The organism is Nonomuraea sp. NPDC046570, assembly GCF_040645915.1.
Taxonomy (GTDB): Bacteria; Actinomycetota; Actinomycetes; order Streptosporangiales; family Streptosporangiaceae; genus Nonomuraea.
This window is the reverse complement of record NZ_JBEYZF010000020.1, coordinates 113,645-126,981: the sequence shown is the minus strand read 5'-3', so window position 1 is coordinate 126,981 and position 13,337 is coordinate 113,645. Positions and strand designations below refer to the sequence as shown.

At 71.5% G+C, this 13,337-nt stretch carries 14 protein-coding genes; 8 read left to right on the top strand and 6 right to left on the bottom strand.

Annotated features, from left to right (window positions below):
* Positions 1-22: 22 nt before the first annotated feature.
* The 3 genes from ABZ911_RS28040 (at position 23) to ABZ911_RS28030 (ending at position 2,447) form a co-directional block, all read left to right on the top strand.
* Positions 23-421, top strand: a complete 399-nt coding sequence (locus tag ABZ911_RS28040) for a DUF2000 domain-containing protein (protein ID WP_358062199.1) — start codon at positions 23-25, stop codon at positions 419-421.
* 92 nt (positions 422-513) lie between these two features.
* Entirely contained in the window at positions 514-1,557 is a 1,044-nt protein-coding gene (locus ABZ911_RS28035) for a methyltransferase domain-containing protein (protein ID WP_358062089.1), read from the top strand.
* Positions 1,557-2,447, top strand: a complete 891-nt coding sequence (locus ABZ911_RS28030) for a glycosyltransferase (protein ID WP_358062086.1) — start codon at positions 1,557-1,559, stop codon at positions 2,445-2,447. The genes ABZ911_RS28035 and ABZ911_RS28030 overlap by 1 nt, the downstream gene beginning before the upstream one ends.
* 119 nt (positions 2,448-2,566) lie before the next feature.
* On the opposite strand, the gene ABZ911_RS28025 is transcribed toward ABZ911_RS28030, so the two are convergent.
* The 5 genes from ABZ911_RS28025 to ABZ911_RS28005 all read right to left on the bottom strand — a co-directional run bounded on the left by ABZ911_RS28025 (position 2,567) and on the right by ABZ911_RS28005 (position 7,144).
* Positions 2,567-3,430, bottom strand: coding sequence for a CPBP family intramembrane glutamic endopeptidase (locus ABZ911_RS28025; protein ID WP_358062083.1), 864 nt, complete (start codon positions 3,428-3,430; stop codon positions 2,567-2,569).
* A gap of 165 nt (positions 3,431-3,595) precedes the next feature.
* On the bottom strand, positions 3,596-4,255 hold the full coding sequence (locus ABZ911_RS28020) for a hypothetical protein (protein ID WP_358062080.1): 660 nt from the start codon (positions 4,253-4,255) through the stop codon (positions 3,596-3,598).
* 15 nt (positions 4,256-4,270) lie between these two features.
* Positions 4,271-5,056: a hypothetical protein gene (locus ABZ911_RS28015; protein WP_358062077.1), complete on the bottom strand. Its 786-nt coding sequence runs from the start codon at positions 5,054-5,056 to the stop codon at positions 4,271-4,273.
* Positions 5,046-6,218 (bottom strand): ATP-grasp domain-containing protein, encoded by a 1,173-nt coding sequence (locus ABZ911_RS28010; RefSeq protein ID WP_358062074.1) that lies wholly within the window; start codon positions 6,216-6,218, stop codon positions 5,046-5,048. The genes ABZ911_RS28015 and ABZ911_RS28010 overlap by 11 nt, the downstream gene beginning before the upstream one ends.
* Positions 6,215-7,144: an NAD-dependent epimerase/dehydratase family protein gene (locus ABZ911_RS28005; protein ID WP_358062071.1), complete on the bottom strand. Its 930-nt coding sequence runs from the start codon at positions 7,142-7,144 to the stop codon at positions 6,215-6,217. Before ABZ911_RS28005 ends, ABZ911_RS28010 begins: the two co-directional genes overlap by 4 nt.
* A 151-nt stretch (positions 7,145-7,295) precedes the next feature.
* Here ABZ911_RS28005 and ABZ911_RS28000 point away from each other — a divergent pair, with 151 nt between their 5' ends.
* Genes ABZ911_RS28000 through ABZ911_RS27980 form a run of 5 tightly spaced genes read left to right on the top strand, consistent with a single transcriptional unit; the run spans position 7,296 to position 12,221 of the window.
* Entirely contained in the window at positions 7,296-8,318 is a 1,023-nt protein-coding gene (locus ABZ911_RS28000; RefSeq protein ID WP_358062068.1) for a GNAT family N-acetyltransferase, read from the top strand.
* The gene (locus tag ABZ911_RS27995; RefSeq protein WP_358062066.1) at positions 8,315-9,331 is read left to right on the top strand and encodes a hypothetical protein; all 1,017 of its coding nucleotides are present in this window, start codon (positions 8,315-8,317) and stop codon (positions 9,329-9,331) included. The genes ABZ911_RS28000 and ABZ911_RS27995 overlap by 4 nt, the downstream gene beginning before the upstream one ends.
* Before the next feature lie 15 nt (positions 9,332-9,346).
* A complete protein-coding gene (locus tag ABZ911_RS27990) occupies positions 9,347-10,096 on the top strand; it encodes a hypothetical protein (protein WP_358062064.1) in 750 nt (249 codons plus the stop codon).
* Entirely contained in the window at positions 10,093-11,292 is a 1,200-nt protein-coding gene (locus ABZ911_RS27985) for a hypothetical protein (RefSeq protein ID WP_358062063.1), read from the top strand. Before ABZ911_RS27990 ends, ABZ911_RS27985 begins: the two co-directional genes overlap by 4 nt.
* Complete coding sequence (locus ABZ911_RS27980) at positions 11,289-12,221, top strand: glycosyltransferase family 2 protein (protein ID WP_358062060.1); 933 nt, start codon at positions 11,289-11,291, stop codon at positions 12,219-12,221. Before ABZ911_RS27985 ends, ABZ911_RS27980 begins: the two co-directional genes overlap by 4 nt.
* On the opposite strand, the gene ABZ911_RS27975 is transcribed toward ABZ911_RS27980, so the two are convergent.
* Positions 12,218-13,246, bottom strand: coding sequence for a GDP-mannose 4,6-dehydratase (locus ABZ911_RS27975; RefSeq protein ID WP_358062196.1), 1,029 nt, complete (start codon positions 13,244-13,246; stop codon positions 12,218-12,220). The two genes, ABZ911_RS27980 and ABZ911_RS27975, sit on opposite strands and share 4 nt — an antisense overlap.
* Positions 13,247-13,337: the final 91 nt, after the last annotated feature.

The window sequence follows — 13,337 nt, the reverse complement described above, 5'->3', positions numbered from 1 at the left end:
CGCAGGCTCTCTCACCGCCTTCCTGTCCAGCGCCGTGGCCGGAGGAGTCCCCGAAACCGTCGGCCTGCCGTACGAAGATGCGTCAGGGACCGTCTACCTGCCGATGTTCCGCCAGCCCGTGCTCGTGTACACCGCCGACAACGCGGCCCTCGCCTGGACGCACGAGCGCGCGGTGGGCCATGGGTTGAGGGTGGCGGTGTACACGGAGGACCTGTTCAAGACCGACCACGACGAGGACAACCGCGCAGCGGTACGCGCCGTCGCCACACAGGACCTCCGCCTGGTGGGCCTCACCGTCTTCGGCCCCCGAAACCCCGTGGACGCGAGGCGAGGTGAGGAGACAGCGAGCGAACGGGGTTCTGTGGACAGAGAGCGGTCATCCACAGGGGCGCAGCGAAGACGGCCAGGGCGCTGCCCCTGAACTGGGGAGGAGACTACGAGCAGGTGCGAACCGCCGTCTGCCGGGCTGTGTGGAGGGACAATGGCTGCTGTTCGCAAGCGAGGGAGACAGCCGTGGACACCACGAAGACCGTCAGCGCGCCCGTGCGGAGCGCGCTGGGCAGCGTCGACGAGACCTACTACACGCTGTCGCCCGACGGCGGTAAGCTGCCCCAGACATCCGCTCCCGCGATCATCGCAGCGATGCTCGACCTGCTCCAGCTCGCCCCCGGCCAGCGCGTCCTGGAGATCGGCACCGGCTCCGGCTACTCCACCGCGCTCATCTCCCATCTGGTCGGTGACACCGGACACGTCGTCTCGGTCGAGGTTCATCCGGACCTGACCCGTCGCGCCGAGCGGCTCCTGCACGCCGACCAGCGCACCAACGCCCATCTGATCAACGGCGACGGAGTCAAGGGCGCCCCTGCTCAGGGGCCGTTCGATCGGATCATCGCCTGGGCCGCCCCACGCTCCATCCCCGCCGAGTGGACGCACCAGGCCGTCCCCGGCGCGCTCATGGTGACCCCGCTGAACGTGACCGACCTGGCCAAAACCATCCTCGTCGTACGGGCCCGCCGCGGCCGGCACGCCACCGCCATCACCGTGGACCGGCTCCTGAAGGCCGGATTCGTCGAAGCTCACGCCGAGGTCGTCGACCAGTGGATGGTCCCGCCGTACGGCGTCGACGCCCTGGTCCACGACGGCGGGCAGCAGCCGTGGTGGCTGTCGGCGGCGTGGCTGCGCGCCGAAGACGGCCGCACGGTCGGCGAGGCGGTCCTGGAACGGCTCATCGCCGAAGGCCGGCCTGTCTCCGGGCCTCTGGCCGAAGCGGAGGACGCTGCGGGGTTCTATGCCTACCTGCTCGCCACCCGGCCCGAGGGGCTGACCACTGCCGCTCTCGGTGATCCCGGCTGGCGGATCGGCTACGCCTCTCCTGCCGGGGCCGCCCTGGTGGGCTCCGATGACGCGATCCTCGCCGGAGACGGTGAGGCATGGCATGCTCTGACCGGATGGGCCGACCGCTGGCGCGAACGGGGTCGGCCGGGCTTCGATCGCTTGCGGCCTGAACTCCAGCGCGGTGAGCACGGCTGGCTGGTGCGCGTCGCCCTGGCGGATTGATGACCAGCCCGAAGCCCGTCATCGACGTGGTCGTCCTCACCATGAACGATCGGCCTGCCGCGTTCCCGCAGGCGATGGCGTCCCTCCTCGCCCAGCGGGATGTCGAGCTGCGGGTGATCATCGTGGGCAACGGAGTGGAGCCCGATCCCGACCAGGTGCCCGCCGGCGTGCGTACCGTCACGCTGCCCGTCAACGCGGGCATTCCCGCCGGCCGTAACGTCGGCGCCGACGTCCTGGCCGGGCCGGGCTGCGGCGAGTTCGTGTTCTTCTTCGACAATGACGCCTTCCTTCCCGCGCCCGACACACTCGCCCGGCTCGTCGCCGAAGCCCGCCGCCACCCCGAAGCCGCCTACATCCAACCCCGCATCGCCGACCCCGACACCGGCGTCACGGTGCGCCGCTGGATCCCGCGCCTGCGCGCAGGCGACGCCACCCGGCCCGGAACCGTCACCGTCATGGCCGAAGGCGTGGTTCTCGTGCGCCGCGCCGACTACGAGCAAGCAGGCGGCTGGCCCGGCGGGTTCTTCCTCTTCCACGAGGGCATCGACCTGAGCTGGAGGTTGTGGGACCTCGGGCGCACCGGCTGGTACGCGCCCGGCATCGTCATCCACCATCCCGCCACCGACCCCGCCCGGCACGCCGGCTTCTACCGCCTCGTCGCCCGCAACCGGGTCTGGCTCGCCTACCGCCGCCTGCCTGCCCCCTTGGTCCCCGTCTACCTGGTGATCTGGACGCTGCTCAGCATCGCCCGGATCCGATCCCGGGCGAACCTCGCCGTCTGGGTCGCCGGTCTACGAGAAGGCCTCAAGGGCGGACATGGTGTGCGCCGGCCGATGTCCTGGACCACCGTGCTCCGGCTGACACGCGCCGGCCGTCCCCCCATCGTTTGAGCGTCTTCGCGCGGGGTCAGGACCTCGCCAAATTCCCGCACACAAAGCCTAGGCAAATCGGACAAAAGCTCATATTGTCGACATTGCTCCAGCCGGGGAAGCGGCTGGAGCCCAAGCACTTAGGGCTTGGGTGAGGGTGTAGAGCGCCAAAGCGGCCGGGTGGCGAATACCACGGTCGCGATGCAGACGGATGTCAGGGCGCCTCCCTCCCCGAGGAACCAGGCCGTGTGCTCCGTGGCCGTGGTCATGACGACGGCCACTGAGTACAGCGAGGCGTTCAGGGTGGCGTGCAGAACCAGGACCGGCCAGATGCTTCCGGTGCGCAGCCGCAGCCACACCAGCGGATAGGCGAGCGCGACCGTCTCCACCACGAACCACAGCAGGGCGTACGCCGCAGGCACCCCTTCCTTGATTCCCCCCGGCACCATCAGCATCAGCGGAAAGTGCGACACCCCCCACACCACGCCCACGATCAACGCCGTCACATCGGCGCTCCTGCTTCCGGACAACCGAACCGCCAGCATGGAACTCCAGCCGACCTGCTCCCCGAACGACAGCACCATGTACGGCACGATCCCAGGAACCAGCCCGAGCAGCACCCCCACAGCGGGATGCACCCCGAAGACCAGGTTCCCGGGCTCGAAGCGCGCGATCCCCGTCAGCCAGGCCAGGCCGTACGCCAGGCCGATGCTCAGCGTGGGGAGTGCCCAGGCGACGCCGATGGTCCGCCAGGGCACCCGGCGGAAGCCCCAGTCGAAGCCGCGCAGGCCGTGCCCGCCCGCCAGCCAGGCCGCCAGCCCTGCGATGCCGGGCATGAACCCGCCGCTGTAGACGGCGATCTGCGCGGCGATGGGCGCCTCGTCGAGCCGGTCCAGGTCGAGCCCCTGAGACACGGCGAAGGCGAGGGACGGGAACACGAGCGCGGGCAGGACCAGCGCGAAGACGGTGAGCTGGCGGCGGGTCGGGGGGAGTGTGGTGGTCATGGCGGCAGTACATCCGCCCGGCGGTCCCGTCCACCTGAACCTACGGTCCCGATTCGGGTCCGCACCGGGCCGATGCCACAAGGCAGGCCGGGGTCAGGAGGAGAACCGGGGCCACAAGGCAGGCCGGAGTGAGGAAGAGAACCGGGGCCACGAGGCGGGCCGGCGTCAGGAAGGTCGGGAAGTGGAGCGGCGGCGGAAGAGGCGTCTGGGCAGGGTGAGGGCCAGGATCGCGGCCACGACGTGGGCAGCGATGAAGGCGTACGCCTCGTACTTCGTCGCCGCGTGGCCGATTCTCACCGTGATGTGGTGCGCCCAGTCCCACACTTCGGGAATCGCGTCGAGCTGGCTGTTCATGGACACCGCGACCAGGTCCTCCAGCCCGGAGACGTGCAGGATCGTCATCGCGGCCCCGGTCCGCAGCACACCTTCCCGGGTGCCGCCGCCGATCCGGTAGACCAGGACCAGCGCCACGATCAGGAACGGCACGAACACGACCACGTGCAGGTACAGGTCCTCGAACGTGGCCAGTTCGGCGGCCATGTCCCGGGCGGTCATGAACGTCTTCGGCACGAAGTACAGCAGGAAGGCCAGGAAGATCGCGGGCATCGCGACCAGGTGCAGTCGCAGCCGCCGCGCCCACTCGACGTCGAGCCAGGCGATGGCCACGATGGCGGCGATCTGGGGGACCAGCTTCGCGAGGAACAACCAGAGCGAGGTGAGCTCCCGCTCGTACGGCAGGACGAAACGAACGGCGCCGGCGGCCGCCAGGGCCACCACACCTGCCAGCAGGGCGACCCTATTGGCCCGCCAGAATGATTGGGACAACAGTGAACTCCCAGGTCAGAGCGGAGAGATGATCGGTGTGCCGTGTTCGGGGCAGGTGCCGGGGGTGTGCCCGGACGGGGGGTCGTCCGGGATGACGTCCACGAGGACGGGCCGCCGCCGCAATGCCGACACGGTCGTCACCTGCCCGGCCCGCCTGGCGTGGAAGCGACGCCACAGCAGGTGGATCCGGCCGCAGGAGGCCCGGCCCGCGAAGTAGCCGAGGTGCGGGTCGTGCACCAGCGTCCCGTTCTCCCCCGCAGCGGCCTGCGCGAGGGAGACCCGCTCGACGGTGGTCACGTCGACGCCGTCGAGCCGGGGCAGGACCTCGTCGAGCGCCTGCCGGTCGCCCACCACGACCGCCCGGCCCGCCGTGGTGGCGAGTTCGAGCGCCTCGGCGTTCAGCGCCCGCCGCCTGGCCTCGTTCACCACTTTGGCGTCCGGCCCGAGGAGCACGCCGTACCGGGGTCCGCCCGGTCCCAGGGTGCGGCGGTCGAGGACGGCGGGCCGTACCTCCAGGACGGGGGTTCGGCGCGGGGCTCCCACCAGGGTGAGGGCTTCGCGCAGGATCCGGGCCTCGCCGATCCACAGGCTGGGCTCGCCGGCCGGGTCGAAGGGCCTGGCGAACGGGCAGAGGCGGTGGAGCTGGCCGGCGAGCGCGGCGGAGGGGGTCGGCTCGGGTTCGTCGAGGGCCCGGCCGGCCGCCACCCACTGGTCGCGGTAGAAGGGCACCCGCCGGAAGGCGTGGCCGACGACCCGGCGGTAGGCCAGGTCCCAGGCCCGCGCGGAGAACTCAGCCGACATCTACACCGACCAGGCCGTCCACGGCGGCCAGCACCTCCGCCAGTTCCCCCGCGGAGGCGGCGGAGGCGAGCACGTAGCCCAGCTTCGCCCGGCATTCGGTGTACGGCACGACCTGGTCTCCGGGAGCCGCGACGACGACCACGTCCGCCACCCCGGGCAGGGCGCGAACCTCGGCCAGGCCGCGGATGGCGACGAGCGTGCCCGCCACGGGCGCGCGCAGGACCCGGACGGCGGCGTGCCCGGCCGGGCCGGCGGCCAGGGCGGGGCGCTCGCCGACGGCGAGCCGGACCACCGCCTCCACGGTGTCCACCCCGTACATCAGGCCGAGGGCCTCGCCCAGGCCGTTGCCGCCGATCCGCGCGCCCATCTCGATCAGCACGATCTCCTCGCCGGTGACGAAGAGGTCGAGGTTGACCGGGCCGTCGCGGTAGCCGAGCTCGGCGCAGACCAGTTCGAGCTGCTCGGTGACCCGCTTGGTCAGCACGTCGTCGCGCGGCGCCATGTCGTGGCCCACGGCCACCACCTCGGGCGGCGCGGTCACGCGTTCGCTCAGCCCCAGCAGCGCCACCCTGCCGTCCAGCAGGACGGCCTCGCCGCAGAGGTCGAGCCCGGTCACCAGCTCCTCGGCGATCACGGTTCCCGAGGGTGAGGCCGCGGTCGCGGTCTCGACGGCGGCGGCCAGGTCGGCGGGGGTACGGCAGATCGTGATCCCCCGGGAACTGCCCGAGTCGACGGGCTTCACGATGACGGGGAACGCCAGCCGTACGGCCTCCTCCAGCACGGCGGGGCCGCTGGCGTAGCGGGGGCCGGGTAGGCCGATCCGCTCGCACACCGAGCGGAAGTACGCCTTGTCCACCGAGGCGCGCAGCGCCCGCTCGGTCAGGCCGCAGGGCAGGCCGAGCAGGCCCGTCAGCTCGACGAGGGAGGGCAGGTTGATGTCGCTGCCCGGAGCGAGCACGCCCGCGAGATCGTCGCGGCCGGCCAGCGCCTGCGCCATCGCCGCCACGTCGCGGGTGCTGATGTGCAGGAACTCGTCCGCCTCGCGGACACCCGGCGCGTCGGCGCGCATGTCCACGCAGATCGTGCCCAGCCCGAGCCGCCTGGCGGCCCGGAAGGCACTGATGGTGCCGTCCGAGCCGCCAAGGATCACCAGGTGCTTCACTTCGGTGCGTTCCAGTGGACGCCGCGGTTCTCGATGAACCAGTCCACGGTTCGCGCCATGCCCTCTTCCAGGGAGACGAGCGAGGCGGGGTCGATGCCCACGGACCGCAGGGTCTCGGTGTCGGCCGTGACCGCGGTCTCCGGAGTCTCGCCCGGCCGCATGGGCAGGTCGACGATGGGCACCCGCTCGTAGCCCCTGGCCACGCAGAGGTCGATGATCAGCTCGGCCGCGTCGCGGATGCTGCCGGAGGTGGTCGGGCCGACCTCGACCACGTGGTCGAGCGCCTTCTGCGTCGAGGCCACCTCCAGCGCGGAGACCAGTGCCCGCGCGGTGTCGCCGACCCACACCATGTCCGAGATCTGGGTGCCGCCGCCGTACAGCTCGACGGGCAGGCCGGACAGCGCCCGGCACACGACGGCGGGGGTGATCTTCCGGACCTTGCCCGCCGCGAACGGCGGGGCGGCCTGCTGGCGCGGGCCGTAGGCGTTGACGACGCGCACCAGGTTCACCTTGGTGCCGCGGTGGGCGTTGAACATCCGGGCGAAACGCTCGACCGCCGTCTTGGAGATGGAGTAGCTGTTGTCCATCCAGTGGTTGCCGACGCAGATGTAGACGCCGGGCAGGTCGTACTGGGCGACGGCCTCGAGGAAGTTCAGGCCGCCCATGAGGTTCGTCTCCGCGGCCGGTCGCGGATTGGTGATCGTCTCCTGGGTGCCGAGTACGGCCGCCAGATGGATGATCGCGTCGCAGTGGGCCGCCAGTTCGGTCATCGCCGTGGCGTCCCTGATGTCTCCCCGCATGACCTCCCACGGGCCTTCGCTACGATCCCGGTGATCGAACACCAACGGAACGTGCCCTCTCGCTGCGAGTTCTTCGCAGACATAACGGCCGATAAAGCCGTTACCACCAGTAACTCCGACCTTCATGTCACTCTCCGCCTGTAGGCGCTTTCCAGCAGCCGCACGCACTTCCTTGTGGCCGTGCGCCCATGATCAAACCAGACATATAATCAAGTTCTTCATGACAACCTCCTTTGTCTCCATGTTGTGATGAACGTTGCCGCCGGAGGGCATCCCAGTGAAATTGGACATCCTGCATCCGGATACCGATCCAGAGCCCGCTGGCTGGGAAGACTTCCGGCAAACCGAGCATCTGCCCGCCTTCTGGGCCTACGACGTCATCGCGGCGGCGTCCGCCGGATCACGGGCCCGGCCTCTGCTCACCGTGTTCCGTGACGAGGGCCGGATCGTCGGGGCGGTCGGCGCGATCTACTTCGGCCTGCGCTTACCCGGCTCCACCCGGGCCGCAAGGCCGCGCAGGGAGCCGCTCGTCCTGGACGTCTGGCTGCCGGGCCACTCCAACAAGGCCACCTGGCACTTCTCCCGCGAGGTGACGCCGGAGGCCCGCCGTACCATGCTCAGGGAGTTCGAGCGGGCGGCGGCGCGGCACCTCGGGTGGGGGCTCGCCGGGGTGCTCTACCGGATGCTGACGGAACCCGAGCTGACCCTGGTGACCCGGCGCGGCTCGATCTCACGGGACTCGCTCGGCACCTCGGTGATGGACATCCAGTGGTCCTCGGTCGACGGCTGGCTCGGCTCGCTCAGCAAGACGCGCCGGAAGAGCCTGCGCCGGCAGATCCGGGCCGTCACGCAGGCCACGGACCTGCGTGTGGAGGAGGGTACGGCCCGGCACGATCTCGACCCGGCCGAGATGTCCGAGCTGAACCGCCTGCACACGACACGGCTGGCGCCCCGCCGCGACCTCACCAAACTGCTGCCCGCCGAGTACTTCGCCGCGGTGGCGCGGCGCGACGACGTGACCGTCATCTCCTACCACGACGAGGGCCGCCTGCTGGCCTTCAACACCTTGTTCCACCACCCGACGGCCCCGATCTCCGCGACCTGGGCGACGCTGCCGGTGGCGGCGGGCGGCCGTAAGGACCTCTACTTCGACCTCTACGCGCGACTCGTCCGGCGGATGGCGGACGAGGGGGCCAAGCAGCTCTACTGCGGCCGTGGCCGGGTGGAGCTCAAGCGGTCACTCGGCTTCGACTACGTCCCGATGAAGGTGCTCGTCGTCCCCCGTTGGGCGATGGGATGACCCTCACCCTGGAGCACCTGGACCCCCGGCACGATCCGGAACCCGGCGACTGGGAGGCTCTGCGCCGCGCCGCCGGGCAGTGCGTGACCTGGCGGTACGACCTGCTGCGCGGCTACGCCTGGGCGGCGCAGGCCCCGGTGCTGGTCACCGTGCTCCGGCGGGGAGGCGTCGCGGTCGGCGCCGTGTCCGCGTCGTTGCGCGGCGCGCGCCCGCACCGCGGGGTCTACGCGGGCCGCAGGGACCCGGCGGGCATCCTGGACGTGCACGCGCCGGGCAACCGCTCGCAGAAGGGCTGGTGGTTCACCGGCGAGCCGGAGCCCGGGGAGCGGCGCGAGCTGCTGCGCGGCTATGTACGCGGGGTCCGCCGGGAGCTGGGCGTCGGCTGGCGGAGCATGGTGTGGCGGGAGGTGTCCGCGGACGAGCCCGGCCTGGTGCCCGGGGTGGTCAAGGTCCGCCTTCCCACCGAGCCGCTGGCCAGGCTCGCCACCCCCTGGGACGACCTCGACGGGTGGTACGCCGGGCTCGACCGCCCCCGCCGGGACTCCCTGCGGCGGCGGGCCAGGGGCATCGACGCCGATCCCGGGCTGTCGGTCCGGGTGGGCCCGGCCCGCGACCTGGTGAGCGGAGCCGAGGCCGCGGCGCTCCGGGCGGAGAACGACCTGAAGTACCGCAGCAGGCTCTTCCCCCTCGCGCCACCGTCGCTCCCCTACCTCGAGGCGCTGGTCGGCGGCGACGAGATGGTGGCGATCGCCTACCGCGACAGCGGGCGGCGGCTCCTCGGGCTCTCCCTCATCCTGGACCACCCCAAGTGGCCGATCTGCCTGAGCTGGGGAGCTTTGTCTCCTGAGGACGGCGGGCGCAAGCATCTGTACTTCGACGGATACGTCCGGATGACCGAGTGGGCGATCCGCGCGGGCAAGTCCGGGCTGGTCCTCGGCAAGGGACAGGCGGACGTCAAGAGCGGCCTGGGCGCCGAACTCGTCCCCTCCGCAGCCATCGCCGTGCCCCTCTGACCAGTGGACTCTCCCTTGACGTGTGTTCAGTGCGGGCATCCGCGTCCCGCCCTCCTCCGCCGGAGGCGCTACTCCTGCCGCGCGTGCGGCGCGGTGTTCAGGGCCTCGCTCCTCGACGACTCCGCCGAGGAGGGGCTGGCCTCCGTGGACGGCGACCCGCTCTCGGCCTACCTGCCCGCCCGGATGGTGCGCTGGGTGCGCGCCCAGGCCGATCCGGGCGTCCCCGACCGGGTCGCGCTCGCCCGCTGGTACAAGGACTTCGACGCGCTCGTCGCCAGGGCGCGGTCCTCGGCGGCGGAGCGAGCCGCCTTCGAAGCGGTGAGCGAGGTCCCGCTCGACGCGCTGCCCGCCAAGCCTCCGGCGTTCTCCAAGGTGTGCGCCGCGCTCCACGCCACCTGCTACGACGTGAACCTGGCCGTGGCGCGGCTGGGCGGCTCTGACCCCGCCTTCGCGGCTGAGCGGGCCGGGCATCTGCGGCGCTGGCTCGCCGCCGAGGGCCGGGCCACGACCTGGCTGGAGGCGTCCCCCGCCGACGACCCCGCCCCCGAGGCGGTCAAGGAGCTGCTGCCGCTGCCGGAGTCGTTCGCCGCCGAGCAGGTCAGGGTCTTCTTCGCCGCGCTGTTCCGGGTGGAGCGGGGGCCGTCGATCTCGGGGACGCTCGACCGCTTCGGCGCCGAGCGGGTCGAACAGGCCCTGCGGGCCTATCTGGAGAACGGCGCCCGCCCGCTGCGCGACGCCGTACTCGAGGAGATGGACGCCGGGTGACCGCCACGATCGAGCACCGCGTCGGCCCGCGCCGCCTGCTGAGCCTGCTGGCCGGCCGCGCCACCTTCCGCCTGCTCCTGTACGGCTCCGCCGTCATCCTGGTGCTGGCCTGGAGCAGGCAGGACTTCAACCGGTACGCCACGGTGATCGGCGCGGTGGGCTGGCTGAACATCCTGGTCCAGTCGGGCACGGAGAAGGCGGCGCTCAAGCTGATCCCGCGCGCCCGCCGTACCCGCGAGCAGCTCACCTGGATGCTCCGCGTGGTGGTCGCCTACCTGCCGCTGCCCTTCTCCGTGGCCGCGGCGGCGGGGTTCGCGCTCGCGCCGGACTCGACCCTCACCCTGTATCTGCTGGGCTGCGCCTACTACGTCTCGCTCGGGTGCGGCATGCTGGGCGTGGCCGTCCACCGCGTGCTCGGCAGGTACCTGCGCGACATCGCCTACTTCGCCCTGCTCGGCCTGGGGATGCTGGTGATGGCCGCGCTCACGTTCACCGCGCACGTGCCGCCGGCCGGGTACCTGGGCGGCCTGCTGCTGCTGACCACGGCGCTGAACCTGGCCCTGCTGCACGGCCTGCCCCGGCGAGCGCGGCCGATGCGCCGCTCGGTGCGCGACATCCTCCTCCACACGGTCACCCTGATGGGTGCGGCCGACGTGATGAGCAACCTGATGGTGGGCGCCCTGTTCGTGGAGCTGTCGCTGACCTCCCACGCGGACCAGAGCGGCGACCTCTACCTGGTGCTCCTGGCGTGGGGGTTCGCCTCGTCCCTGATCTACACGCTGCAGCGGATCTACCAGCCGCGCCTGTCGCTGCGGATCGCCTCGGGCGAGGTCGCGGAGGCCCGCGAGCTCGGGCGGCGCATCGCGCGGCTCGGCGCCTGGGCGGGCGCCGCCTGGCTGCTGCTCGCCGGGGCGGCGCTCGTCGGCGGGCTGGCGGGGACCCGTTCCCTGCTCGCCCTCGGCGCGCTGCTGCTGTCGCTGCTGGTGGTGTGGACGTTGCCGAGTTGCGGGCTGTTCGTGCTGGAGAACACCGACGAGAGCGGCCTGCGCGGCAGCGCCGGGGCGGTCGTCCTCGCCGCTGTCGCCGTCACCGTGATCGGCGCGGTGGCGATCCCGCTCGCCGGGGCCGCGGGAGCCGTATACGCGCTGGGGGCCAACTCGCTCGTCCTCGGCCTGGTGCTGGGGAGGGTCCGATGACCGGGCTGACCGTGCTCGTGCCGTGCTTCAACGAGGGCGCCCAGGTGGAGGTGGCCCACCGGGAGCTCGTCGCCGCGCTGTCGGAGCTGGACGAGCTGGAGATCCTGTTCGTGGACGACGGCAGCACCGACGACTCCCTCGACCGGATCCGCCGCCTGAGCGAAGCCGACCAGCGGGTGCACTACCTGTCCTTCACCCGAAATTTCGGGATCGATGCGGTGATGGCGGCTGGGTTCCGGTACGCGTCGCAGCCGTGGACGGTCCAGTGCGACGCCGACCTCCAGGTGCCTCCCGAGGAGATCTGGACGCTGCTGGCCAAGGCCGCCGAAGGGTACGACGTGGTGTTCGGCGAGCGCCGGAACCGCCGGGACCCGCTGGTCCGCAGGCTCGGGTCGGCGGGGCTGCACTGGGCGGCGCGGCGGGTCTTCCGGATCGACATGCCCCGGGGCGCCTCCACCTTCCGGGTGGTGCGCACCGGCGTGGCCCGCACCATCACCGAGTTACGGCTGCCCTGGTTCATTCCCGCCGTGCCGCTGGTCGGCGCCAGGTACACCAGTACGCCCGTCAGTCACCGGGAGCGGACCGCGGGCCGCTCGAAGCTGCGTCTCGGCAGGCTGGCCGGGCACAGTTTCGAGCTCTTCTTCGGCTTCTCGCTGCGCCCGCTGAACGCCGTCTACGCGGTCGCCGCGCTCGGGGCGGCGACCGCCCTGGTGCTCGCCGTACTCGGCGAGGGGCCGCTTGTGGACGGGGCGCAGCTCGTCGTCTCGGGGCTGACGCTGGCCGCGCTGGCGCTGGTGGGGCGCTACCTGCACCGCCTGACGCGGGACACCCGGCGCCTGCCCGCCTACTACGTCAGAGAGGCCGACGTGCCCGTGCGCCCCGAGGACCTGCTCGACGCCGCCCGTACCAGTGAGGTGCCCGCGCGTTAGGGCCAGGAGGAGTCCTGGTCGGGGTCGCCGCCGTCGGACAGGAGGCGGAGGTCCGCCTCGACCATCATCGCCACCAGGTCCTCGAAGGACACCGTGGGCTCCCAGCCGAGCTGCACCCGCGCCTTCTTGGGGTCGGCGCAGAGCAGGTCCACCTCGGCGGGCCGGTGCAGCGACCGGTCGCCCACCACGTACTGCTCCCAGTCCAGGTCGGCCGCCTTGAACGCCGCCTCCACCAGTTCCCGCACCGACTGGGTGCGCCCGGTACCGATCACGTAGTCCTCCGGCGTCCCGGCCCGCAGCATCAGGTGCATCGCGCGCACGTAGTCCCCGGCGTACCCCCAGTCGCGCCTGGCCTCCAGGTTGCCGAGGCGCAGTTCCGAGGCGAGCCCGAGCTTGATCCGGGCCACGCCGAGCGACACCTTCCTGGTGACGAACTCGGCTCCGCGCCGGGGCGACTCATGGTTGAACAGGATGCCCGACACGGCGTACATCCCGTAGGACTCGCGGTAGTTCTGCGTCAGGAAGTGCCCGTAGGCCTTGGCCACGCCGTACGGCGAGCGCGGATGGAAGGAGGTGTTCTCGTTCTGCGGCGTCTCGCTCACCTGCCCGAACATCTCGGATGAGGAGGCCTGGTAGAAGCGGATCTGCCCGGCTCCGGAGGCCGTGCGCGAGGAGGAGATGCCCGAGCACACCCGGATCGCCTCCAGCATGCGCAGCACCCCCATCCCGGTGACCTCGGCGGTCAGCTCCGCCTGCTCCCACGACATGGGCACGAACGAGATGGCCCCGAGGTTGTACACCTCGTCGGGCTGCACCTTCTCCACGGCCGAGATCAGCGACCCCTGGTCGAGCAGGTCCCCGCGGACCACCCGCACGTCGGCCAGCAGCTTGCGCATGCGGGACACCCGCGGGTTGGCCTGTCCCCGGGCCAGGCCCCAGACCTCGTACCCCTCTTCCAGCAGATGCTCGGCCAGGTAGGAACCGTCCTGCCCGGTGATGCCGGTGATCAGCGCACGCCTGGCCAACGGGTCCTCCATCAATCGCTTCACGTCACTTGGACGGGAATGTACAACCACGACTCCCAGACCATGTAGAACAGGTTCCACCGAACGCCGC

What these genes read in the sequence shown, in the direction of transcription:
- ABZ911_RS28030 (WP_358062086.1), top strand. Translation starts at nt 1,557, where the DNA reads ATGACCAGCCCGAAGCCCGTCATCGACGTGGTCGTCCTCACCATGAAC.
- ABZ911_RS28025 (WP_358062083.1), bottom strand. Translation starts at nt 3,430, where the DNA reads ATGACCACCACACTCCCCCCGACCCGCCGCCAGCTCACCGTCTTCGCG.
- ABZ911_RS28015 (WP_358062077.1), bottom strand. Translation starts at nt 5,056, where the DNA reads ATGTCGGCTGAGTTCTCCGCGCGGGCCTGGGACCTGGCCTACCGCCGG.
- ABZ911_RS28005 (WP_358062071.1), bottom strand. Translation starts at nt 7,144, where the DNA reads ATGAAGGTCGGAGTTACTGGTGGTAACGGCTTTATCGGCCGTTATGTC.
- ABZ911_RS27995 (WP_358062066.1), top strand. Translation starts at nt 8,315, where the DNA reads ATGACCCTCACCCTGGAGCACCTGGACCCCCGGCACGATCCGGAACCC.
- ABZ911_RS27980 (WP_358062060.1), top strand. Translation starts at nt 11,289, where the DNA reads ATGACCGGGCTGACCGTGCTCGTGCCGTGCTTCAACGAGGGCGCCCAG.